Origin of the sequence: Rhodovulum sp. HP10 (genome assembly GCF_047553435.1) — a bacterium.
Lineage (GTDB): Bacteria > Pseudomonadota > Alphaproteobacteria > Rhodobacterales > Rhodobacteraceae > Rhodovulum.
On record NZ_CP180201.1, the window covers coordinates 3,168,032 to 3,190,969 of the forward strand.

The 22,938-nt window shown below is 66.2% G+C and carries 20 protein-coding genes, 4 pseudogenes and 1 other annotated feature; of the genes and pseudogenes, 14 read left to right on the plus strand and 10 right to left on the minus strand.

Annotated elements, in window-relative coordinates:
- Positions 1-748: 748 nt before the first annotated feature.
- A pseudogene (locus ACK8CO_RS14840) lies at positions 749-2,024 on the minus strand (IS256 family transposase).
- Between the two features lie 202 nt (positions 2,025-2,226).
- On the opposite strand from ACK8CO_RS14840, the pseudogene ACK8CO_RS14845 reads away from it, so the two are divergent.
- The 3 pseudogenes from ACK8CO_RS14845 to ACK8CO_RS14855 form a co-directional block, all read left to right on the plus strand.
- A pseudogene (locus tag ACK8CO_RS14845) lies at positions 2,227-2,373 on the plus strand (IS3 family transposase); the annotation flags it as partial.
- Positions 2,374-2,453: 80 nt separating this feature from the next.
- Positions 2,454-2,570, plus strand: a sequence feature (AL1L pseudoknot).
- A 57-nt stretch (positions 2,571-2,627) separates the two neighbouring features.
- Positions 2,628-2,738, plus strand: a pseudogene (locus tag ACK8CO_RS14850) (IS3 family transposase); the annotation flags it as partial.
- A 216-nt stretch (positions 2,739-2,954) separates the two neighbouring features.
- A pseudogene (locus ACK8CO_RS14855) lies at positions 2,955-3,395 on the plus strand (DDE-type integrase/transposase/recombinase); the annotation flags it as partial.
- Positions 3,396-3,481: 86 nt separating this feature from the next.
- On the opposite strand, the gene ACK8CO_RS14860 reads toward ACK8CO_RS14855, so the two are convergent.
- A complete protein-coding gene (locus ACK8CO_RS14860; protein ID WP_414897122.1) occupies positions 3,482-4,654 on the minus strand; it encodes an OpgC family protein in 1,173 nt (390 codons plus the stop codon).
- A gap of 141 nt (positions 4,655-4,795) precedes the next feature.
- Positions 4,796-5,818 carry a ketol-acid reductoisomerase gene (gene ilvC / locus ACK8CO_RS14865; RefSeq protein WP_080617130.1) on the minus strand — a complete coding sequence of 341 codons (1,023 nt, stop codon included), beginning with the start codon at positions 5,816-5,818 and terminating at the stop codon, positions 4,796-4,798.
- Positions 5,819-5,950: 132 nt separating this feature from the next.
- On the opposite strand from ilvC, the gene ACK8CO_RS14870 reads away from it, so the two are divergent.
- Positions 5,951-6,409, plus strand: coding sequence for an Lrp/AsnC family transcriptional regulator (locus ACK8CO_RS14870; RefSeq protein ID WP_414899031.1), 459 nt, complete (start codon positions 5,951-5,953; stop codon positions 6,407-6,409).
- A complete protein-coding gene (locus tag ACK8CO_RS14875; RefSeq protein ID WP_414897123.1) occupies positions 6,406-6,864 on the plus strand; it encodes an Lrp/AsnC family transcriptional regulator in 459 nt (152 codons plus the stop codon). The genes ACK8CO_RS14870 and ACK8CO_RS14875 overlap by 4 nt, the downstream gene beginning before the upstream one ends.
- Positions 6,865-6,912: 48 nt before the next feature.
- On the opposite strand, the gene ACK8CO_RS14880 is transcribed toward ACK8CO_RS14875, so the two are convergent.
- From ACK8CO_RS14880 to ACK8CO_RS14890, 3 genes are all read right to left on the minus strand, one after another.
- Positions 6,913-8,115 (minus strand): UbiH/UbiF family hydroxylase, encoded by a 1,203-nt coding sequence (locus ACK8CO_RS14880; protein WP_414897124.1) that lies wholly within the window; start codon positions 8,113-8,115, stop codon positions 6,913-6,915.
- A gap of 58 nt (positions 8,116-8,173) precedes the next feature.
- A complete protein-coding gene (locus ACK8CO_RS14885; RefSeq protein ID WP_080617126.1) occupies positions 8,174-8,431 on the minus strand; it encodes a hypothetical protein in 258 nt (85 codons plus the stop codon).
- 94 nt (positions 8,432-8,525) lie between these two features.
- Positions 8,526-9,176 carry a pyrimidine 5'-nucleotidase gene (locus ACK8CO_RS14890; RefSeq protein WP_080617125.1) on the minus strand — a complete coding sequence of 217 codons (651 nt, stop codon included), beginning with the start codon at positions 9,174-9,176 and terminating at the stop codon, positions 8,526-8,528.
- Between the two features lie 102 nt (positions 9,177-9,278).
- On the opposite strand from ACK8CO_RS14890, the gene ACK8CO_RS14895 reads away from it, so the two are divergent.
- Positions 9,279-9,932: a GntR family transcriptional regulator gene (locus ACK8CO_RS14895; RefSeq protein ID WP_080617124.1), complete on the plus strand. Its 654-nt coding sequence runs from the start codon at positions 9,279-9,281 to the stop codon at positions 9,930-9,932.
- On the opposite strand, the gene ACK8CO_RS14900 is transcribed toward ACK8CO_RS14895, so the two are convergent.
- The 3 genes from ACK8CO_RS14900 to ACK8CO_RS14910 form a co-directional block, all read right to left on the minus strand.
- Entirely contained in the window at positions 9,899-11,995 is a 2,097-nt protein-coding gene (locus ACK8CO_RS14900; protein ID WP_414897125.1) for a glycosyltransferase family 2 protein, read from the minus strand. The two genes, ACK8CO_RS14895 and ACK8CO_RS14900, sit on opposite strands and share 34 nt — an antisense overlap.
- Positions 11,996-12,242: 247 nt before the next feature.
- Complete coding sequence (locus ACK8CO_RS14905) at positions 12,243-13,529, minus strand: homoserine dehydrogenase (protein WP_414897126.1); 1,287 nt, start codon at positions 13,527-13,529, stop codon at positions 12,243-12,245.
- 156 nt (positions 13,530-13,685) lie between these two features.
- Complete coding sequence (locus ACK8CO_RS14910) at positions 13,686-13,937, minus strand: hypothetical protein (protein WP_414897127.1); 252 nt, start codon at positions 13,935-13,937, stop codon at positions 13,686-13,688.
- 143 nt (positions 13,938-14,080) lie between these two features.
- On the opposite strand from ACK8CO_RS14910, the gene ACK8CO_RS14915 reads away from it, so the two are divergent.
- On the plus strand, positions 14,081-14,668 hold the full coding sequence (locus tag ACK8CO_RS14915) for a TetR/AcrR family transcriptional regulator (protein ID WP_080618066.1): 588 nt from the start codon (positions 14,081-14,083) through the stop codon (positions 14,666-14,668).
- Positions 14,669-14,768: 100 nt separating this feature from the next.
- On the opposite strand, the gene ACK8CO_RS14920 is transcribed toward ACK8CO_RS14915, so the two are convergent.
- Positions 14,769-15,131, minus strand: coding sequence for a hypothetical protein (locus ACK8CO_RS14920; RefSeq protein WP_155774061.1), 363 nt, complete (start codon positions 15,129-15,131; stop codon positions 14,769-14,771).
- Between the two features lie 241 nt (positions 15,132-15,372).
- Between ACK8CO_RS14920 and ACK8CO_RS14925 the strand changes: the two genes are divergently transcribed.
- The 7 genes from ACK8CO_RS14925 to ubiU all read left to right on the plus strand — a co-directional run bounded on the left by ACK8CO_RS14925 (position 15,373) and on the right by ubiU (position 22,938).
- Positions 15,373-15,852 (plus strand): hypothetical protein, encoded by a 480-nt coding sequence (locus tag ACK8CO_RS14925; protein WP_080617119.1) that lies wholly within the window; start codon positions 15,373-15,375, stop codon positions 15,850-15,852.
- A 177-nt stretch (positions 15,853-16,029) separates the two neighbouring features.
- Positions 16,030-17,985, plus strand: a complete 1,956-nt coding sequence (gene dnaG, locus ACK8CO_RS14930; protein ID WP_414897128.1) for a DNA primase — start codon at positions 16,030-16,032, stop codon at positions 17,983-17,985.
- 130 nt (positions 17,986-18,115) lie between these two features.
- Positions 18,116-20,110, plus strand: coding sequence for an RNA polymerase sigma factor RpoD (gene rpoD / locus ACK8CO_RS14935; RefSeq protein WP_080617118.1), 1,995 nt, complete (start codon positions 18,116-18,118; stop codon positions 20,108-20,110).
- Positions 20,111-20,135: 25 nt separating this feature from the next.
- Positions 20,136-20,636 (plus strand): mismatch-specific DNA-glycosylase, encoded by a 501-nt coding sequence (locus ACK8CO_RS14940; RefSeq protein ID WP_414897129.1) that lies wholly within the window; start codon positions 20,136-20,138, stop codon positions 20,634-20,636.
- A gap of 161 nt (positions 20,637-20,797) precedes the next feature.
- A complete protein-coding gene (locus ACK8CO_RS14945; RefSeq protein WP_080617117.1) occupies positions 20,798-21,238 on the plus strand; it encodes a hypothetical protein in 441 nt (146 codons plus the stop codon).
- Positions 21,239-21,403: 165 nt separating this feature from the next.
- On the plus strand, positions 21,404-21,943 hold the full coding sequence (gene ubiT, locus ACK8CO_RS14950; protein ID WP_231119124.1) for a ubiquinone anaerobic biosynthesis accessory factor UbiT: 540 nt from the start codon (positions 21,404-21,406) through the stop codon (positions 21,941-21,943).
- A complete protein-coding gene (ubiU, locus tag ACK8CO_RS14955; protein ID WP_080617116.1) occupies positions 21,940-22,938 on the plus strand; it encodes a ubiquinone anaerobic biosynthesis protein UbiU in 999 nt (332 codons plus the stop codon). Before ubiT ends, ubiU begins: the two co-directional genes overlap by 4 nt.

The window sequence follows — 22,938 nt, forward strand, 5'->3', positions numbered from 1 at the left end:
GCTGCAGACCTGAAGGTCGGTGACCTGGCGGTGGAAGCCCCGTGCCATGAAAAGCTGGTCGGGCAGTTTCATGCAGTGCATCTTGGTTTCGACGCGGCTTCGGTGGTGGAAGCCGGGCTTGTTGTCCTTATCTGCGAGAGGGCTTCATTCATTCTTGGAACCCCGCTGGTTAGATGGGGCGCATGCCGAAGCCTGCCTCCCCCATGACCGCAGGATGAACTGGTCGGACGACAACGCCTTGCTGAACCGCTCAGGCCTGTCCGCCGCAACGCCTGAGCATGGAAACCCGACCGCCCCGCTGCGATCTCGCGTAACGAGATCCTGCAGGTGACGCGATGTCCGGGCCGAGCGCTCCGGGAGGAATGGGCCGGATCTCACATTCTAGGTCGCCTCGAAGCGCAGATAAACGGCCTCAGACTCTTTGCTGAGCGCATCATGTGACGCGCCCCCATCCGTCAGACTGCGGAAGTCCAGATCCCTATCATTTGCCGTTGTCGCTCGGACCAATGGCGCGACATGGCTCATTCATGAACCGCTGTTCGGCCCTGGGAAAGGCCCGAGAGCGAAACTGTCGCCTGAAGCAGGCGGGGAAATGGCGCCTCACCCTGTGCTTCGATGAACTCAGCAAGGCCGATGGGCAGCATCCTGAAAAGTCAGAACCTCGCGGCCTGAACCGGGCCGCCTGATGATGTCCCGAGAGATGGTGTAGCTCACCGCGGGCCTCGCGCTTTCAAGCGGGCCGAGCTGGTCAGTCGCTTTGCGCTGCAGGCAGGCTGACATTGAGATCATCGCAGACGGGGGCGAGCGTTTCCAGCGTCATGTATCTGGCGCGCTGGACGGTCCATTCCTCGGTCTGCTCCATGAGGATCGCGCCGACGAGGCGCCGGATCGATGCCTCGTTCGGAAAGATACCGACGACGTCCGTGCGTCGCTTGATCTCGCCGTTCAGCCGCTCGATCGGATTGGTGCTGTGCAGCTTGGTGCGATGCTGGGCCGGGAAGGTCATATAGGCCAGGACGTCCTCCTCGGCCGTGTCCATGAGCGTGGCCAGCTTGGGGAGCTTGCCGCGCATCTGGTCCGCCACGAGACGCCACTGGGCCTTCGCCGCCGCGTGGTCGGGCTGGGCAAAGGCCGTGGTGATGAATGCCGAGACCACCCGGCGGCTGTTCTTGCCGGCATGGGCGAGCGCATTGCGCTGGAAGTGGAGTGAGGCATGGTCGCCATTGGTTCGAGACCAATGCCGAACGCAGCGCTGCCAGGTCGTGGACAGGACCCGGGCGGTGGCGGCCTTGATGCCCTCATGCGCATCGCTGATCACAAGCTTCACGCCGCCGAGGCCACGGCGGACGAGGTCACGCAGGAACTCGGTCCAGAACGGCTCGGCCTTGGAGGCCCCGATCGCCATGCCCAGCACTTCGCGCCTGCCGTCGGTGTTGACGCCCACCGCGAGCGTGACCGCAACCGATACGATCCGCCCGCCCTGGCGCACCTTGAGATAGGTGGCATCGATCCAGAGGTAGGGCCATTCGCCCTCGATCGGCCGTGTCAGAAAGGCGTCCACACGCTCGTCGATCTCCTCGCACAGTCGGCTGGCCTGGCTCTTCGACACCCCGGTGCCACCCATGGCCTGCACCAGGTCGTCCATCGATCGCGTTGAGACGCCGTGGACATAGGCCTCCTGGATCACGGCCGTCAGGGCCTTCTCAACAGAGCGCCGCGGCTCGAGGAACGAGGGGAAATAGGAGCCGGTACGCAGGCGCGGGATGCGCAGTTCGACGCTGCCGGCCCGGGTTTGCCAGTCCCGATCGCGATACCCGTTGCGCTGCGCCAGGCGCTCACTGCTCTTCTCGCCATAGTCAGCACCGGTCTTGGCGCCGACCTCCAGCTCCGTAAGCCGCTCGGCAGCAAAGCCGATCATCTCGCGAAGAAGGTCGGCATCGGCGTTCGGGGCGGCGCTCGGACCGATGGCGCGCCTGCCCCTCACTCTCTACCAGCGCACGCAGGTCCATCATGGGTTTGGTCATCGGGGGCAGCCCACGGTTCAGGTTGGCTCAGCAACCCGACCCTACCGAGAAACCCGATGGCCGCCGAAAGCTACACCACGCCCTGGGACGTCACCGGCCGCCTTGCCCGGAGGGCCAAACTCTCAAAGGATGCCGTCGCATGGACAGGAAGAAGAACACGACGAGCCCGTATCCGGCCGAGTTCCGCGAACGGGCGGTACAGATGGTCGTCGACCCTCTCGACAGCTATGCGTCTTTGACAGGCGCGGTGCGCGACATCGCCGGCAAGCTGGGTTGCTCGCCAGACAGCCTGCGGGTCTTGTACAAGCAGGCTCGGCGTGACAGCGGCAAGGAAGCGGGCCCGACCAGTGCCGAGAAGGCCCGCATCAGGGAACTCGAGCGCGGGAACCGCGAGTTGCGGCAGGCGAACGAGATCCTGAAGAAGGCCAGCGCTTATTTTTCCCAGGCGGAGCTCGACCGCCCATTCCGCAAATGACTGGCTTCGTTGATGAATTCCGGGAGGAATTCGGGGTCGAGCCGATCTGCCGCGTGCTGCCGATCGCCTCGTCAACATACCATGCACGGAAGGCCGCCGCACGGGATCCATCGCGGGCATCGCCACGGATGCGGCGCGATGCCGGGTTTAAGGACAAGATCCGGAAGATCTGGTCTGACAACCGCAAACTCTACGGTGCGCGGAAAGTCTGGCATACCCTGAAGCGGGACAATGTCGCTGCGGCACGCTGCTCGGGCCCTGGAAGACGATGCAGGACGTCGAGCGGGAGGCAATTCACTGTGTGGATTGGTACAATAACGAGCGCCTCCTCGGATCGATCGGATACATCTCGCCGGTCGAGGCCGAACGGCGGTATCTTGATCGGATGCAGCCGATGGCTAAGGTCGCATGACGCCTTGAATGAAATGCCCTCCGGGCAAGTCGGCGCGGTTCACTATTACTACCAGCCGAAGGGTGAGACCGAGCAGAACCTCGGCCTGATGCGGCAGATTGACGGGCAGTTCCTGGAAACCCCGTTCTTCGGTGTCCGCCAGATGACCTGGCACCTGCGCAATGACGGGCACTTCGTGAACGAGATGCGGATACGCCGGCTGATGCGCCTCATGGGGTTGATGCCGATTTACCAGAAGCCCAACACAAGCAGGCCGGCGAAGGGGCACAAGACCTATCCCCATCTGCTGAGAGGCCTGCGCGTGGATCGCCCGAACCAGGTCTGGTGCTCGGACATCACCTATCTGCCGATGCGCCGCGGGTTCCTTTACCTCGTGGCGATCATGGACCGGCACACCCGCAAGGTTCTGTCCTGGCGGATCTCTAACACGCTGGAGGCTGACTTCGGCGTCGAAGCGTTGAACGAGGCCATCCACAAGTTCGGCCCGATGGCCGCGGCGCGCGCTGAGGCCCGCGCCCTGAGGTCAGCGCCCGGCGGCGGAGCCGCCCGCCGGGCGGTTGGGGGGTACGACTACGCTCCGGAGATGCGCAGGCGCCGGCCTTTGTCGCGGTGACGCGCATGCAGGTAGGCGGGCAGCAGCAGGCATGCCGGCGAGACCAGCACCATGATTTCGCGCAGCAATCGGGGGGCTTCCGAAAGCGAGAAGAATATCGCAGCATAGGCCAGCAGAACGTGAAAGGCAAAGACCTGCAGTGAATGCTGGCCAATGAAAACGAGCGGCCGGAACGATGCCAACGCGTGCAGGGCCCGGGCCGCGGCCTGCAAAAACGGGTTCCGGTCGGTTCTCCCCGCGATCAGCAGCCAGCTGACAACATAGAGATCGGCTAAGAAATTGAGCAGCCGCAACGCGGAGAAATGGTTGCGGTTATAGGAGAGTTCACCAAAGAAGCCGGTTTGAGGGAGGGCGTTGAAATAGCGCAGGCGAATGGCCGTAATGGCAAAGGTCGCGCTCAGGGCCAAGCAGATAAAAAAAATCGTTCGCGCGTCGTCGTGATGCAGGAAATCCGGCGACAGCCTTTCCTGTGCTAGAAGCATTCCGGCGACAAGGCCGCCGACATATAGGATCTGCCAGGCAAATCGATTGAAATAAAGCCCCAGATGGATGTTCCTTGCGTCAAGTCCCGTTGCCTCGCCGATGGCCTGAAGCAGATGCGTCGGCAGCCCGGTCTGGGCCAGCGCCCAGAGGGCGACGGATGTGGTCATGATCAGCGCATATCGTCCTTTCTGAAGCTGGATCAGGACGATCGGTGTCAGCGCGACAAAGATCGCATACATCGGCAGGATATCGAGATAGCGCGGCGCGGATATCAGCAGGAAACCGAAGGCGCTGAAAAGCAGCGGCGCCTCGCTCCAGCCCGGATCGAGATCTGATGGTCTGGTATAAAACAGGAGCACCCCTAGCGTGATCGCGGCCATCAGCAGTGCATGATAGATATAAATGGTTCTTGTCCGGGTTATGAGGCCTTGGAGCATGGCCGCGCGCGATTGCCGGATCAGCCGCTTGCCGTAGACGATGCCGATGACGAGCCCCGAGAGGAAGACGAAGCCCTGCGCGTCCTCGACCCAGCCCAGCCGGTGATGGTTCAGGGTCCCGACAAGGGTGTGACCGTCTCGCGAGAGATGCGCCATTGTCATCATTGCGAGAAAGAAACCTCTCAAGCCATCTATTGCTGAAATCCGCATGCGCAAATTCCCGATTTGGAAAGAATGGTTTATGGAAAGGAATCGTTAAATGTGCAGAGATTGTATCTTTGTGCGTGAAAAAGAAAAGGCGCCCGCTGGGGCGCCTTTTCCTGTCCGACTGGCGGCAGATTTGCCGGGTCGTCAGTTCTTCGACTTGTCGACCATCTTGCCCGCGGTGATCCAGGGCATCATGTCGCGCAGTTTCTCGCCGACCTGTTCGATCTGGTGGGCGTCGTTGTTGCGGCGGGTGGCCTTGAAGGAAGGCTGGCCGACGGCGCATTCCTGCATCCAGTTCCGCACGAAGACGCCGGACTGGATGTCGTTCAGAACCGCCTTCATCCGCGCCTTGGTCTCTTCATAAGGCAGAACCCGCGGACCCGACACGTATTCGCCGTATTCGGCGGTGTTCGAGATCGAGTAGTTCATGTTGGCGATGCCGCCTTCATAGATCAGGTCGACGATCAGCTTCACTTCGTGCAGGCATTCGAAATAGGCCATCTCGGGGGCGTAGCCCGCCTCGACCAGGGTTTCGAAGCCCATGCGGATCAGCTCGACCAGACCGCCGCACAGAACCGCCTGTTCGCCGAAGAGATCGGTCTCGCATTCTTCCTTGAAGCTGGTCTCGATGATGCCCGAGCGGCCGCCGCCGATGGCCGAGCAGTAGCTCAGGCCCAGTTCCAGCGCCTTGCCGGTGGCGTCATTGGCGACCGCCACGAGGCAGGGCACGCCGCCGCCCTTGACATATTCGCCGCGCACGGTGTGGCCGGGGCCTTTCGGTGCCATCATGATGACGTCGACACCGGGCTTCGGCTCGATCAGGCCGAAATGCACGTTCAGGCCATGGGCGAAGGCGATGGCGGCGCCTTCCTTCAGGTTGTCATGGACGTATTTCTTGTAGGTTTCGGCCTGCAGCTCGTCGGGCATGGTGAACATGATCAGGTCGCACCAGGCGGCGGCTTCGGCGATGCCCATGACCTGAAGGCCTTCGGCTTCGGCTTTCTTCGCCGAGGCCGAGCCTTCGCGCAGCGCGACGACGATGTTCTTGGCGCCCGAGTCGCGCAGGTTCAGCGCATGGGCATGGCCCTGGCTGCCATAGCCCAGGATCGCCACCTTCTTGTCCTTGATCAGGTTGATGTCGCAGTCACGGTCGTAATACACGCGCATCGCGGTGCTCCTTCTTGAGGGTCGGTTGATGCGAATTTAGGCGCATCCCGAACGGAACGGGTTTCATTCCTTTGATGGATCGGCGATATATGTGAAAATTCATTCGTCATATTGGTGTTATGTGAAGTGACCATTCCCCTGGACGATGCCGATCGCCGTCTGTTGCGCTACCTTCAGGCCGAGCCCTCCCTCTCGACTGCGGATCTGGCCGAGCGGGCCGGGCTGACGGCTGCGACCTGCTGGCGGCGGCTGGAAAAGCTGCGCGCGAAGGGCGTGCTGCGGGGGATCCGGGCGGTGATCGACTGGCGCGCGCTGGGCTATTCGGTCGAGGTGAGCCTGCGCTTCTCGCTCGACAAGACCGACCCGCGTGCCTTCGACGAATTCATCGCCGCGGCGCGCGAGGTGCCCGAGGTGCGCGAGATCCAGAGTTTTCTGGGCCGGGTCGATGTCCGGCTGAACATCCTGGCCCGTGACATGGCCCATTATCAGGACCTGTACCGCACCCGGATCCTGACCCTGCCGCATATCGCGGATATCGAGGCGCTGATGCATGTGGCCGATATCAAGCGCGCCGAGGCGCTGCCGCTGTGATCGAGCTGGACGAGAGCGACCGGAAGATCCTGCGCGCGCTGGCCGAAGATGCGACGCAAAGCGCGGGGGCGCTCGGGCGGCGCTTCGGGCTGAGCCAGCCCGCCTGCTGGCGGCGGATCCGGCGGCTGGAAGAGGCGGGCGTCATTGCCGGGCGGCGCGTCGATCTCGATGCCGAGGCGCTGGGCTTCTCGGTCAGCGTGTTTCTGGGGGTGAAGCTTGCCACCAAGGGCAGGGTCGGGCTCGAGCAGTTCGAGCGCGCGGTGACCGCGATCCCCGAGGTGCAGACGGTGCAGCATGTGCTGGGGCTGTTCGATTACCGCCTGAGGGTGGTCGCCCGCGACCTGCCCGATTTCGAGCGTGTGTTGCGGCGCCGGATCATGACCCTGCCCGGGGTCGGCAATGTCGAGGCCAATGTGATTCTCAGCGAGGAACGCTTGCCTGGGCCGCTGGGATAGGGCGCAGGCGCCGGATTTCCCTCCGACGCCCGGGCCTCTGGTGGGGGCTCAGCCCCGGACGCCCATCCCCAGCCGCATCAGCGTCTTGCGGATTGGTTTCAGGGCGTAAAGGCTGGCGACGCCCGCTGCGCGCAGGTCGCGGAGCGGCTGCGCCGATTGCATCGAGGCACGGTTCAACAGGTCGATGCCGGTGACGCGGGCCAGCACCTCGGGATGGCGGCGGCGGTGATAGAGATCGAGCATGGCCTTTTCGCCGATCCGGTTCGGCGCGGCGCGGCACAGATCGAGCAGGACGCGCAGATCCGCGAGGCTCATGTTCAGCCCCTGCGCGCCTATGGGGGGCACCACATGGGCGGCCTCGGCGATCAGCGCGCTGCGCTCGCCCGACATGCGATGCGCGATCTGGCTGATGATCGGCCAGACGCTACGGCGGGTTTCCAGCCTGAGGGGGCCGTAGATCGCGCCAGACCGCGCGGTCATCTCGGCATTGAACTCGGCCTCGGGCAGGGCGGCCAGGCGCAGCGCCTCGGGGCCGCGCTCCATCCAGACGATGGCCGAACAGGGCCGGCCGTCGCGGTCGGGCAGCGGCACCAGCGTGAACGGCCCGCCCGAGCGGTGGATCTCGGTCGAGACATTGCCATGGGGCTCGGGATGGGTGACGGCGAAGGCCAGCGCCTTCTGGCCATAGCGCATGGTGCGTACGCCGATCCCCAGCGCCTCGCGGACGGGCGAATTGCGGCCATCGGCGCCGATCAGCAGCCGGGCCGAGACCTTGGTGCCGTCGCTGAGATCGACCAGCGCCTCAGCGTCACGGGTCAGCACGGCGGCGGTGCCGGTGCCGGGGCGGAAGGTGACATTGGGCAGGTCTTCGAGCCGCTGCACCATCTCGCGCCGCAAGAGCCAGTTGGGCAGGTTCCAGCCGAAGGGCAGCTCGGAGACGTCCTTCGCGTTGAAGTTGCGGGTGACGCGGGGAGAGGGAATCTTGCCGCCGGCATCGACGATCCGCATCACCTGCAGGTCGGTGGCAAAGGGCGCGAGCCGGTCCCAGAGCCCGGCGGTCTTGAGCACCTGAAGCGAAGGCTGCAGGAAGGCGGTGGTGCGCAGGTCGGCACCCTCGGCGGTTTCTTCGGTGACCGGAGCCGCGGGGTCGACGCAGAGGACGGAATAGCCCTCGGAGCCGAACAATGCCGCAGCGGTCAGTCCGGCGACGCCGCCGCCGGAAATCAGGATATCGGTGGAAATGCGGGTCATGTCGGTGCCTCCTGACCCTCAGATAGCCCGGCGGCTTCCGGGGGCCAAGGGGCGGGGATCAGCCGCGGCTGATCCAGATCAGCATGCCGAGGCAGACCCAGGAGGCGACGACCGCGGGCAGGTAGAGCCCAAGCACGCCCCATTGCAGGATCGAGACGATCCAGAGGCAGCCGAACCCGCCCAGGAGATACCAGATATTGTCGGCATCGCCCTCGTTCACGTCCTTCAGGATCCAGCCGATCAACGGCACGGCATAGACGATGCGCAGCCAGCGCGGCGTTTCGGCGGCGGGCGCCTCTGACGTTTCCAAGGTCATGCTATTCTCCCTTTGCTGATCCCGATATGGGGGGTGAGGCATGGAACCCCACGCGGCATCCCGTCGCACACAACGGTGTCCGGGGCAAGGCCGACTAAAGGCGCCCGAGCTGTCCGAGAAAGGCCGTGAGGTCGCTCGTGTGATGGTGGATATGGGCCGCCGTCTCGGGCGTGGGGGCGACATGGATGGTGCGCATGCCCATCTCATGCGGCGCGGCGAGGTTGCGCGCATCGTCCTCGAAGATCGCGGCCTCGCCGGGGGTGATGCCGCCAAGCGCTGCGATGGTCTCGAAGGCCTCGCGCCGGGGCTTGGGGACATAGCCCGCATCCTCGACCCCGAAGACCGCATCGAAGATGCCGTCGAGCCCGCGCGCGGCCAGGACCCGTTCGGCATAAGGCGCCGAGCCGTTGGTATGGACGATCTTGCGGCCGGGCAGGGCCGCGATCCGGGCCCGCAGCTCGGGATCGGGCGAGAGCCGGTCAAGCGCGATGTCATGGACATGGGTCATGTAGGGGCCGGGCTCGACCCCGTGCAGGTCCATCAGTCCGGCCAGCGTGGTGCCGAAACGCGCCCAGTAGCTTTTCCGCAGCCGGTTGGCCTCGTCCTCGGGCACGCCGAGCGCCGACATCACATAGTCGGTCATGCGCCGCTCGATCAGCTCGAACAGCCGGGCTTCGGGCGGATAAAGCGTGTTGTCGAGGTCGAAGACCCAGCCGCCGAGGTTCGATAAATCTTTAACCATCATGCGCCCTTGGTAGGCCGCTGCGGCAATCGGCACAAGCGCCGGGGCTTGATTTGGCCCGCTTCGGAGTCCTATTGTCTACCATCGTATGCAGGAGCCAGCGACATGAAGGACGTGAGACCCGCGCAGAAGGATGCCTACGAGCTGATTCTCGAGGCCATTGACGTGGGGGTTTATCGTCCCGGGGACCGGCTTGTCGAGAGCGAGCTTGCCGAGCGTTTCGGCGTCTCGCGGACGCCGATCCGCGAGGCGCTGCAGCGCCTCGAGACGCAATCACTGCTCTCGCGCGACGGCCGCAGCCTGATCGTGGCCTCGCTGACCCATGACCAGATGGCCGAGCTTTACGTCGTGCGCGCCGAGCTCGAGGGGCTCGCGGCGCGGCTTGCGTCGCGGCATGCCACCGCCGAGGAGATCCGGGTGCTGCGCAGCATGGTCGAGGACGATTTCAAGCTACTGACCGACCCGGCGGCGCTGGCGCGGGCCAATCGGCGGTTCCACAAGCAGATCCATCTGGCGTCGCATAACCGCTATCTGGTGCAGCAGCTCGATCTGGTGCACCGCACCATGGCGCTGATGGCCACCACCTCGCTGGCCGTCGACGGGCGCGGCCGCGATGCCTTGTCGGAACATGACGCGCTTGTCTGCGCGATCGAGGCAGGCGATGGTGACGCCGCCTATGACGCGCTGAAACGCCATATCTCGATTGCCTTCGAGACCCGGTTGCGTCACGACGCCGACGCGATGCTGGCCGAGGGCTGATCGCCCGGCTCGGCGCGCCGGGCCGTGGCGACGGCTTTGCCTGTGGGACTTCTGTCGAACCTGAACCCGGCGGTTAGGTCTGGGCGCGCCAAAATCCCGTCTGCCCCGGTCCTGTCTGATCCAGCCCTGTCTGGCCCGATCTTGCCCGTCCCGGTCCCGGAGGCGGGCAGCGCCGCGTCCCGCTCTCCCAGGCCGTGGCGGGTCTTGTCCCAGTAGAACGGCCGCGTGGCCATTTCCCAGAGCGCCTTGTAAGAGCCAAGCGAGGCCAGCGGGAAATAGACATGCAGGCTTGGCAGCAGCGCGATGAGACCCGGCTTTCCGGCGCGCCAGAGCCCGACCGCGCCCACCGCCAGATTGATTGCCTCGCAGGCCAGGAACAGCTTGAAGGCCAGCCACAGACCGGCCGGGCCGAGGCTCGCGGCCAGCGGATGCGGCAGGCCCAGCGGCAGCAGCCAGAACGACCACAGCAGCGGGGCGAAGACGAACTGGGTCAGGCTGCCCAGAAACAGCACCTGCATGCCGAGACTGGCCCAGGGGCCGAGCTGGCGCAGAAGCAGGCCCGGGCGGCGGCTGTGGGTGGTCCAGGTCATGGCGTAGCCCTTGAGCCAGCGCGAGCGTTGCCGCACCCAGGGCCAGGCGCTGCAATTGGCCTCTTCCTCGGTGACGCTGTCGAGGAATTCGGTGCGGTAGCCGTGACGCGCGAGGCGGATGCCGAGATCGGCATCCTCGGTCACGTTATGCGCGTCCCAGCCCCCGAGCGCCTCGAGCGCGGGGCGACGGAAGAACAGCGTCGTGCCGCCCAGGGGCACCGGCAGGCCGATCCGCGCGAGCCCGGGCAGGACCACGCGGAACCAGGCCGCATATTCGGCGGCAAAGCAGCGGGCCAGCCAGTTGGCGCGGGCATTGTAGAAGTCGAGCACGCCCTGCAGGCAGGCGACCTCGGGGCCGCAGCTGTGGAAATGCGCGACCATGCGGCGTAGCTGGTCGGGGGCGGGGGCGTCCTCGGCATCGTAGATCCCGATGATCGAGCCGCGACAGAATTCCAGCGCATAGTTCAGGGCCCTTGGCTTGGTCTTGATCTGGCCCGGGGGCACGGTGAGGGCGCGCATCCAGGGCGGCAGCCGGGCGGCGTCGAGCATGGCACGGGTGTCCAGATCGTCGGCCTCGGTGACGAGGCAGATGTCGAGCAGCGCACGCGGATAGTCGAGCCGGGCAAGCCGGGCGATCAGTCGCGGTGCCAGTTCGGTTTCGCGGTGCAGCGGCACCAGTATCGAGACCGCGGGCAGCCGGGCGATGGTGGGGGGCGGATCGGACGGCCTGTGGCTGGCGCGGTGCAGCGCCCGGATCTGCGCCGCCGCGGCTGCAAGCTTGAGCCCCGATCCCAGCGCCATCCAGAGCATGGTCCAGAGCGTCAACAGCAGGAGGACGGCCAGCGGCGCCGTCAGCAGGGCGAGGCCGAGGCCCGAGAGACCCAGCACCAGCGCCGCGCGCGGGCCGGCATGATACCAGAACCGGCAGCTGTCCCAGTCATTGACCCGGGTTTCGGCGGCGCGCGCCAATGCCGGGCCGCGGCAGGCCGCCAGCGCCTCCTGCAGTTCGGCCTCGCGGCAGATCACCATCACCGCAGGCTGCAACCCGGCCGGCAGGTCGGCCCGCAGCTCCTCGAACCGCTCGGGCCGTGCCGAGGCGATCAGCGTGGCGCCCCCGACCCGGCGCCAGGGCAGCAGGCCGTCGCGCAGGCATCGGGCCGGACCGAGCAGGTCGATCAGCCGGGGATCGGGAGGATACGAGGCGAAATCGGCGCGGCCGGTCTCATGCAGCCGGCAGAGCGTGGCATCGATCTCGTCGGGCGGCACCAGCCCCTCGGCGATCAGCAGATCCGCCAGGCGGATTTCCATCCTCGCCCGTTCGCTCAGCGCCCGGCTCAGGGTCTCGGGCGAGAGCGCCCCCGAGGCCAGCAGCAACTCGCCCAGCCGCAGGTCGCTTGGGCGGCGGGGCGTGGCAAAGTCGGAGACATTGGCGCGACGGCTGCGTGCCGATGCGAGGGAAATGACCTGCGGCATGGGGCTCCCGTTTGACGAGAAACCCGGCCTTAATGACCCGTTAAGGTTAACTCAAGGTAAAGTGACGCTGGGCCAGGGTCATTTTTGCGCGTTTGGAAACAATTCGTGACCCGGTCGGGAGCGGTCAGGGCCGGGACGGGTCAAGGCAGGGACGGGCTAAGACCGGGTCGTCCTGTTCCCGGACGATCCGGCCCCCCGGATTTGGCTTCCCGGATTTGGCCCCGGAATACGGATCCGGGGCGCGCGGTCAGACGTCCTCGATCCGGATCGCGACCGGGTCGCCCACCACCACGCCGGTGGCGGCGAAGCCCTTCAGCGCCTGATCCAGGGCGTCGCGGGTGGTCTTGTGGGTCAGGAACAGCACCGGCGCGGTGGTCTCGCTGTGTCGGGTCTGGCGCATGCGATCGATCGAGACCCCGGCCTCGCCCAGCACCGCCGCCACCTTGGCCATGGCGCCGGGCTTGTCCTGCAACTCGATCCTCAGATAGTAGGGCGCCGCGACCGTGGCCCGGGCCGGGCGCGCCGCTTCGAGCCCCGCCGCGGGCTGCCCGAAGGTCGGCACCCGGAAGCCGCGGGCGATGTCGACGACATCCGACATCACCGCGCTGGCGGTCGGGCCTTCGCCCGCCCCCGCGCCGCGCAACACGATCTGGCCCACGGCGTCGCCTTCGAGCACGACCATGTTGGTCGCCCCCTCGAGCTGGCCGAGCGGCGAATTCGCCGGCACCAGGCAGGGCGACATCCGCTGTTCGAGCCCGCGCCCGGTGGTCTGCGCCACCCCCAGAAGCTTGATGCGAAAGCCCATATCGGCGGCGTTGCGGATATCGACGATCGAGATCCGCTCGATCCCCTCCAGCTCGACCGCGTCGAAATCGACCCGGGAGCCGAAGGCGATCGAGGTCAGAAGCGCCAGCTTGTGGCCGGCGTCGATACCGCCGACATCGAGCGTCGGATCGGCCTCGAGATAGCCCAGAGCCTGGGCCTCCTCGAAGACCGTTTCATAGGGCAGCCCCTCGCGTTCCATCCGGGTCAGGATATAATTGCAGGTGCCGTTCATGACGCCCATGATCCGGTCGATCCGGTTGCCGGCAAGCCCCTCGGTCAGGGCCTTGACCACCGGGATACCGCCCGCGACCGCGGCCTCGAAGCGGATCACCCGGCCGGCCGCCTCGGCGGTCTCGGCCAGCGCCTGGCCATGGATCGCCAGCATCGCCTTGTTCGCCGTCACCACATCCTTGCCCGCGGCCAGCGCGGTCTCGGTCGCGGCCTTGGCGGGGCCGTCCGAGCCGCCCATCAGTTCGACCAGGACATCGACATCGTCGCGGCGGGCCAACGCCACCGGATCGTCTTCCCAGGCATAGCCCGACAGATCGACGCCGCGATCCTTGCCGCGGCTGCGCGCGGAGACTGCCGTGACCACCACCGGCCGCCCGCTGCGCTGGGCCAGCAGATTCGCGCGCGACTGCACGATCTTGACGACGCCGGCGCCGACGGTGCCGAGCCCGGCAATGCCGAGGCGCAAGGGGGTGGTCATGTGGCAACTCCCGGGTCACTGTATCTTGGTTCGCGGGTTGTTAGCGCGAAGGCGCCGGGCTTGCAACGCGACTACGGTGCCGTCCCATACCACGGAAGGCACAGGCCGTGACGACGACGGGGACGATTGCGGGAACCTGCGTTCGGAAATCGCGGATCAGATATCGCGCTCGCGGAGCCGTGCTGCTCGGGCCCGGAGCCGCGCGGCACGGCTTTCCAGGCTGTCGGGCGACACGGAGCTGTCGCGCAGGGTGCGGGCGCTGGCCAGAAGCGGGTCGATCGGCACGATTTCGGGCACGAGCGTCGGGCCCGCCGCAGCGCGTTCGGCTGCGTCGATCTCGGGAAAGTCGGCGCAGGCAGCCAGCATCGGAAGAACCGCTGCGGCAAGGCAAAGGGGCAGGCGTGCCATCGGTTCCTCCGTTGACCCCGCGCAACATAAACGCGGCGGCCAGGCAACGGCAAGACGGTGTGGCAGGGCAAGGCGGCGTTTTGCGGGGGGGCGAAGGGGGACGCAGGGATTGAACTGAACGCATGTTCAGATATTCTGGCACGATGGCACGTACATCCGGTTCGCATTCCGAGATCACCGGCCCGCGGCTTCGGGCGGCGGCGCAGGCCTTGTTCGCGCGGCACGGCTATGCCGCGGTCTCGATGCGCCGGATCGCGGCCGAGGTCGGGGTGCAGGCCGGTGCGCTCTACAACTACATCCCCGACAAGCAGGGGCTCTTGTTCGAGCTGATGAAAAGCCATCTCGACGAGTTGCTTGCCGCCTGGGAGGCGCTGCCCAAGGGGCGTGGCCCGCGCGACGCGCTGGAGGCCTTCACCCGCTTTCACATCCGTTTCCATCTCGACCGGCCCGATGCGGTCTTCATCGCCTATATGGAGCTGCGCAATCTCGAGCCCGGGAATTTCCGCATCATCGAGGCGCTGCGGCGGCGCTACGAGACCGTGCTCGAGGATATCCTGCGCGAAGGCGGGGCGCGGGGCGTCTTCGAGGTGGCCGACAGCAAACATGCCGCCTTCGCGGTCATCGCCATGCTGACCGGCGTCACCACCTGGTATCGCGACGAGGGGCGGCTGAGCCGCGCCGAGGTCGAGGATCTTTACTGGAGCATGGTGAAAAAGGCGGTCTCGGCCTGACGGCAATGGGGCGCTCAACCGGAATGCAGGCCTTGAACACACGAATCCCGCCGAGGGGTCCCGGCGGGGTCCGCGCCAAAAACGGCCTGTGACGGTCCGCTTACTTCTGCGGTTCGCCGGTCACGATGCCGCGGATGAACTTGCTGACCGGGCTGTCGCCGGTGGATTTGCTGTTGCCGCCCTTGGCCGAGGGAAGCTCGGTGTCGAACATGGTCGACTTGTTGCTCAGCAGCGGCCATTTCATCATGTCGGAGATCGGAGTCGAGCCGGTGGTCAGTTCGACCTGCGACTTGCGGCCCGACAGCAGCGGCCACCGGAGCTGGCTCGAAAGCGGGGTCGGGTCGTCGGTCTTCAGCTCTGTTTTCGATTTGGACGAACTCAGGAGCGGCCAGTTCATCCGATTCGAGAACGGAGTCGGGTCGTCCAGGAGTTGCGCGGGCTTTTCCGAAGATTTGTCAGTCATGATCCACCTGTGTTGATCCTGTCCACCAAAATGAATTGGCTTCCCTACAAAGATGGCGACTTCGTCGCGTCGGACAAGGTGCTTTTTCGCCGCGTCTGGCGCGCCAAGGCTTGACGGGCCGTCCGGCGCCCAACATGTCCGCAGCCTACGCGCCCTTCCGCCGGATACAAGGGCGACCCGTGTTGGCCCCGAAGGCGGGGCGTCAGGCGGTTCGGGGCAAGAACAGGAGAAGGACGCAGGCATGTCGGACGAACTCGCCACGCTCAGGGTTTCGCAGATCCGCCGGGTCATCGGGCTGGGCGTGCTTGTCGCGCTGGCGGGGCTTCTGATCCAGATCGGGATGGTGCACCCGCCCGAGGGGATCGGCTACCGCGTCCTGCTGCTGGGGATGGGGGCGGGCGCACTGGCGCTGGCCGAGCTGATGCGGCGCGCGACCGCGCGGCGGCTGATCCTGACCGGGGCGGGTCTGTTCGACGATACCGGTCGCGAGATCGCCCGGATCGAACGGATCACCGGGCTCGATCGCGGCATGCTGGCCTTCAAGCCCTCGAACGGGTTCTCGCTGAGCCTGACAGAGCCGCTGCCCCGGGCCTGGGCGCCCGGGGTCTGGTGGCGCTTCGGGCGCCGGGTCGGCGTCGGCGGCGTGACCTCGGCGGGCGAGGCCAAGGCGATGGCAGAGATCCTGACCGCGCTGCTGCAGAGCCGCAGCGAACAGCGCTGAGGCGGCCATGACGGGACATCGGGCAAGGATCGGGTGCTGCCGGCGGTGGCGCTGCGGGGCGCGGAGGGCGGGGCCCGGCGCCGGCCCTCTGCGGCGGTCGTCGGGGCTGCGGGGCGGGGCGGCGGTGCAGGTCCGGACCATATGGACAGCGGCCCCGCGCGGCCGATATTGTTCGGCATGAGCTTGCCCCCCGGATTCCTCGACGAGTTGCGCACACGGACCTCCATCGCCCAGGTGGTGGGGCGCAAGGTCATGTGGGATGCGCGGAAGTCGAACCAGGGCAAGGGCGATCTCTGGGCGCCATGTCCGTTTCACCAGGAAAAGACCGCCAGCTTCCACGTCGACGACCGGCAGGGCTTTTATTACTGCTTCGGCTGCCACGCCAAGGGCGATGCCATCAAGTTCGTGCAGGACACCGAGAATGTCGGCTTCATGGAGGCGGTCGAGATCCTGGCCCGCGAAGCCGGGATGCCGATGCCCGCGCGCGATCCTGCCGACAAGGTCAGGGCCGACCGGCAGACCCGTCTGCTCGAAGTCATGGAGGTGGCGCAGCGCCATTACCGGATGCAGATGCAGACCGGGGCTGCGGCCGAGGCCCGGGCCTATCTGGCGCGGCGCGGGCTGTCGCCCGAGGCCCAGGCGCGCTGGGAAATCGGTTTCGCGGCGCCCGGCTGGCAGGGGCTCTGGGACCATCTGACCGGGTGCGGGCTGGATCCCGACCTGATTCTCGCCGCGGGGCTGGCGCGGGCCTCCGACAAGGGCCGCAAGCCCTATGACGTCTTTCGCAACCGGATCCTGTTTCCGATCCGCGACGGGCGCGGCCGGGTCATCGCCTTCGGCGGCCGGGCGATGGACCCGAACGACAATGCGAAATACCTGAACTCGCCCCAGACCGAGCTTTTCGACAAGGGCCATACCCTGTTCAACCTCGCCCGGGCGCGCGAGGCGGCGGGCAAGGGGCAGCCGCTGATCGTGGCCGAGGGTTACATGGATGTGATCGCGCTGTCCGAGGCGGGATTCGGCGCGGCGGTCGCGCCCCTGGGGACCGCCGTCACCGAACACCAGCTGCGGCTCTTGTGGCGCGTCCATCCCGAGCCGGTGATCGCGCTGGATGGCGACAGGGCCGGGATCGGGGCGGCGCGGCGGGTGATGGATCTGGCGCTGCCGCTGCTCGAGGCCGGGCAGGCGCTGCGCTTTGCGATCATGCCGCCCGGTCAGGACCCCGACGAGGTGATCCGTGCGGGCGGTGCGGGGGCGATGCGCAAGATCCTCGACGAGGCCCGGCCGATGGTCGCGATCCTGTGGGAACGCGCGATCGAGGACCGGGTCTTCGACAGCCCCGAGCGCCGCGCCGCGCTGGAGCGCGACCTGGCCGCCGCGGTCGAGAAGATCCGCGATCCGACATTGCGGCATCACTATGACGAAGAGCTCAAACGCCTGCGCTGGGAGTTGTTCCGTCCGGCCCGCGGTGGCGGCGGCGGGGCCGGGCGCAAAGGCGGCTGGACGCGCGAGCCGCGCCGCCGTCCGGTCTCCAGCACCAAAAGCTCGGAACTGGTGCAGGCGCTGCCGCGTTTCGAGGAAGAGTTGCGAGAGGCGGTCATTCTGGCCACGCTCATCATCCATCCGGGGCTGATCGCGCGCTTTGCGGGCGAGCTTGAGGCGCTGGTCTGCGCCACGCCCGACCATGCCGCGTTGCAGCAGGCATTGCTGGTTCTGCCGCCGCCGGAGGAGGGAATGCCTTTTCGCGAGGCGCTCGAGGCACGAGTTGGCCCCGGGCCTCTTGAAAAGCTGTTCTCGCTCAGCCATGTGCGCATAGCGCCGCCAGTTCATGATCCGGAGGATCACGAAAAGGCCGCTCTGTGCATCGCGCATGAAGTCGACCGCCTGATGCGCCTGCGCGGCGCGGAACGGGATATCGAGGAAGGCATGCGTGATCTCGAGGGGTTTGCCGACGAGGGGGTTACCTGGCGACTGAGCCAGGCCGCCAGGGCGCGACATGGCGCCGGACCGTCCCAGGAAGAGGACGCCGCCGACTTCGAGCTTGCCCCGAACGGGGCGCATGTGGACCGGGACGAACGCGATGCCTTTGCCGACCTTCTGGGCCGAATCGAATATGGCAAGGGCAGAACGTAACGCCGCAATGTGCCAGAAAGTTGAGATTTGATCAACGAATCAGGGGTACATAGGTGTTCTTTCCGCTGATTCGAGCTATTGAGTCGGTTCGACCCGGTGGACGAATCAGCCATCCTGCAAGGAGACCTCCATGGCCGCCAAGGACACGGACGACAGCAAAACTGACGAGCAGGACGCGGACCTCGCGCTCGACATGAGCCAGGCCGCAGTCAAGAAGATGATCGCCGAGGCCAAGGAGCGCGGCTACATCACCTATGACCAGCTCAATCAGGTGCTGCCGCCCGAACAGGTGTCCTCCGAGCAGATCGAGGACGTGATGTCGATGCTCTCCGAGATGGGCATCAACATCATCGAGGCCGAGGAAGGCGCCGAGGAAGGCGAAGAGAAATCCACCGAGGTGGTCACCACCTCGACCTCGCGCGAGGTGGCGGTCGCCACCACCACCACCGAGACGCTCGACCGCACCGATGACCCGGTGCGGATGTATCTGCGCGAGATGGGGTCGGTCGAACTTCTGTCGCGCGAGGGCGAGATCGCCATCGCCAAGCGCATCGAGGCCGGTCGCAACACGATGATTGCCGGGCTCTGCGAAAGCCCGCTGACCTTCCAGGCGATCACCATCTGGCGCGACGAGCTTCTGAACGAAGACATCCTGCTGCGCGACGTGATCGACCTCGACGCCACCTTCGGGCGCTCGCTCGAGGAGGATGACGGCGACGAGCCGGTCGTCGACGGGATCGGGGTCGAGGCCTCGAATGCCACCGGCAGCCGCAAGGAGGATGACGGCCCCGAACTCGACGCCGACGGCAACCCGATCCGCCGCGACGATGACGACGACGAGGAAGAGCAGGCCAATATGAGCCTCGCCGCCATGGAGGCGGCGCTGAAACCGCGCGTGCTGGAGAAGCTCGACCAGATCGCCGAGGACTATTCCAAGCTGTCCGAGATCCAGGACAAGCGGATCCAGGCCACGCTGAGCAAGACCCAGCGCTTTTCCGACCGTGACGAGGCCGAATACCAGAAGCTGCGGACCGAGATCGTGCTGCTGGTCAACGAGCTGCATCTGCACAACAACCGGATCGAGGCGCTGATCGACCAGCTTTACGGGATCAACCGCAAGATCATGGCGATCGACGGTGCGATCGTGAAGCTGGCCGACCAGGCCCGCATCAACCGGCGCGAATTCATCGACGAATATCGCGGCCACGAGCTCGACCCGAACTGGATGGAGCAAATGGCCCGCAAGGGCGGGCGCGGCTGGTCGGCCTTCACCGAACGCTCGGCCGCCAAGGTGGCCGAGCTGCGCGCCGAGATGGCGCAGGTGGGCCAGTATGTCGGCGTCGACATCCAGGAATTCCGCCGCATCGTGAGCCAGGTGCAGAAGGGCGAGAAGGAGGCCCGCCAGGCCAAGAAGGAAATGGTCGAGGCCAACCTGCGCCTGGTGATCTCGATCGCCAAGAAATACACCAACCGCGGGCTGCAGTTCCTCGACCTGATCCAGGAAGGCAATATCGGCCTGATGAAGGCGGTCGACAAGTTCGAGTACCGCCGGGGCTACAAGTTCTCGACCTATGCCACCTGGTGGATCCGGCAGGCGATCACCCGCTCGATCGCTGACCAGGCCCGCACCATCCGGATCCCGGTCCACATGATCGAGACCATCAACAAGCTGGTCCGGACCGGGCGCCAGATGCTGCATGAGATCGGCCGCGAGCCGACGCCCGAGGAGCTGGCCGAAAAGCTGCAGATGCCGCTCGAGAAGGTCCGCAAGGTGATGAAGATCGCCAAGGAGCCGATCTCGCTCGAGACGCCCATCGGCGATGAGGAAGACAGCCAGCTTGGCGATTTCATCGAGGACAAGAACGCGGTCCTGCCGCTCGATTCGGCCATTCAGGAGAACCTGAAGGAAACCACGACCCGGGTGCTGGCCTCGCTGACTCCGCGCGAGGAGCGCGTTCTCAGGATGCGCTTCGGCATCGGCATGAACACCGACCACACTCTCGAAGAGGTGGGTCAGCAGTTCAGCGTGACCCGCGAACGGATCCGCCAGATCGAGGCCAAGGCGCTGAGAAAGCTCAAGCATCCTAGCCGCTCGCGCAAATTGCGCAGCTTCCTCGACCAGTAGCGGAAGCCTCCGGGCGGGCGCGGCGATGGGATCGGAGGACATCCTTCCCGATTATGTCGCGCCCGGTCTGCGCACCGTCTTTTGCGGCATGGCCGCAGGGCCCCGCTCGGCAGAGCTGGGCCTTTACTATGCGGGGCATGGCAACAGGTTCTGGCCGGTTCTGTTTCGCGCCGGGCTGGTCCCGGAACCGCTGACGGTCGGCTCCGAGGCGCGGCTGCTGGCGCTGGGGATCGGGCTGACCGATCTGGCCAAGGGCGCCTGGGGCGTGGATGCGGCGGTTCCGGCCGTCGCGCATGACCCCGACCGGCTGGCCCGTTTCGTCGAGACCTGGCGGCCGCGCAGCCTTGCCTTCAACGGCAAGCGCGCGGCGCAGGTCTTTCTGGGGCGCAAGCGGGTCGGGTACGGCGCGCAGGAGGTCCGGGGCCTGCCGGTCTGGGTGTTGCCGTCGACCTCGGGGGCGGCGGCGCGCTATTGGGACGAATCCGTCTGGCGGGCCTTCGGGACGGCCCTGCGCCTGAGCGGCTGAGCGCCCGCCTGCCTTCTGTCCGCCCGCCTGCCGCCCGGCGGCAGTGAGGCGCCGACGAGGAGGGGCCTCTGTCAGGGGCCTTGCCGCGCGCTGGGTGGCGTTCTATCGAAAGGAGAACCGGGCGCATTCCTGTCCCGCGGCCCGGACGGAGACCGAGACCCATGCGCCTTTCGATTTGCCTTGCCGCCCTCGCCGCCACCGCCAGCCTTGCAGCCTGCGTTCCGGGCGATACCCGCCCGCATCCGATCCTGACCGACCGTGGCAACCGGGTCCAGCCGACCGGGAAGCCGGGCGAGTTCGAGGTGTTGTCGCAGCCGGGCGATGCCGGGCCGCAACTGTGGTGCGCGGCGGGCGAATACGCCGAAAGCCAGACCGATGCCCGCCCGTCCGACCGGATCTATCTGGTGCATCCGCGCGGCCCCAGTGCCAGCCATCCCGGCCGCAAGAGCGCGATCTTCACGGTCCGGCCCGATGCCGAGCTGCTGGCCCAGGCCCGCGATCTGCCCGATCAGATCGTGCTCGGCGTCAGCAAGCCCGGCTCGAACTGGGCGCGGATCCATGCCCAGCAGGTGTGCCGTCCGCTTTTCAGCCTGCCCGACTGACCCTTTTCACGGCCTTGTGAAGTCGGGCCGATTCCAGCGGCCAATGCGGATTTCCGGTTGTTCGCGCCGCGCCTTCTGAGCGCTGTGACAATTGGTGCCCCGGACAGTGCGACAGGTTTGACCTAAGTCAATCCGGATTGTCCCACATCCGGGTATCGACCAGCCATGACAACCGCACCCCAATCCCCACGCCTGCCCGGCGGCTCCGGAGGGTTTTCCCTCCTGCCGCCGCTGCCGCTGTTTCTTCTGCAGCCGGTCCTCAAGCGCATCGTCACCAAGATCGCTGCCGACAATCCCGACATGTTCGACCGGCTGGGCCATCACCGCCACGCCTATTTCCTGGTCGACCCTGTCGACATGCCGTTCATGCTGTATCTGCGGCCCGATCCCGAGGCGCTCGACTTCAAGGCGCTCAACCGGCGCCGTGTCCTGCCGCCGCATTGCGCGCGGATCTCGGGTAAGTTCCTCGATCTGCTGACGCTGATGGATACCGAGCAGGACGGCGACGCGCTGTTCTTCTCGCGCGATCTGATCGTGACCGGGGATACCGAGGCCGTGGTCTGCCTCAGGAACGCGCTCGACGACGTGGAAGAACCGATTGCCGAAAGCGTGGCCGACATGTTCGGCGCGCCGGGCCGGGGGGCGCTGAACATGCTGCGCCGGGCGGCTGAGAATGCCCAGAAACGGAAAGGGTCGCACTCATGATCAAACCCGAACTAGTTTGCCCGGCGGGGACGCCCGCCGCCTTACGCTCGGCCGTCGATGCCGGGGCCGATTCGGTCTATTGCGGCTATCAGAACGCCACGAATGCGCGGAACTTCGTGGGGCTGAACTTCACCCCCGAAGAGATGGAGAAATCCATCAAATACGCCCATGACGGCGGCACCAAGGTGCTGATCACGCTGAACACCTTCCCGCCCGCGGGCAATGTGCAGCTGTGGAAGGATGCGGCCGACCTGTCGGCCAAGCTGGGGGCCGATGCCTGCATCGTGGCCGATATCGCGGTCGCGGATTACATCAAGAAAAACCACCCGCAGCTGCGCATCCACCTGTCGGTGCAGGCGGCGGCCTCGTCCCCCGAGGCGATCCGGTATTACGTGCAGGAACTGGGCGTGAAGCGGATCGTGCTGCCCCGGATCATGACCGTGTCCGAGATCAAGGGCCTGGTCGAGGAGATCCCCTGCGAGGTCGAGACCTTCATCTTCGGCAACCATGGCCTGATGGTCGAGGGCCGCTGCTCGCTGACCAATTACGTCACCGGCCAGTCGACCAACATGGATGGCGCCTGCTCGCCCGCCTCCTGCGTGAAATACGAACGCGCCGAGGATGGCAGCATGTCGACGATCCTGGGCGATTACATGATCGACCGCTTCAAGCCGGACGAGACCGCTGGCTATCCGACGATCTGCAAGGGCCGCTACAAATGCGACGTCCGCGATGACGGCTATTATGCCTTCGAAGAGCCGGTCAGCCTGAACGCCTCGACCATGCTGCCCGATCTGATCAATGCGGGCGTGCATGCCTTCAAGATCGAGGGCCGCCAACGGAGCCGCGCCTATGTCAAGAAGGTGGTCGCCGCCTTCCGCGAGGCCGTCGATTCGATCATGGCCGGGCAGGAGCCCAAGCTGGCCGACCTGGTGGCGCTGACCGAGGGTCAGAAACACACCGAGGGCGCGCTCAAGACCAAGAAATGGAGGTAA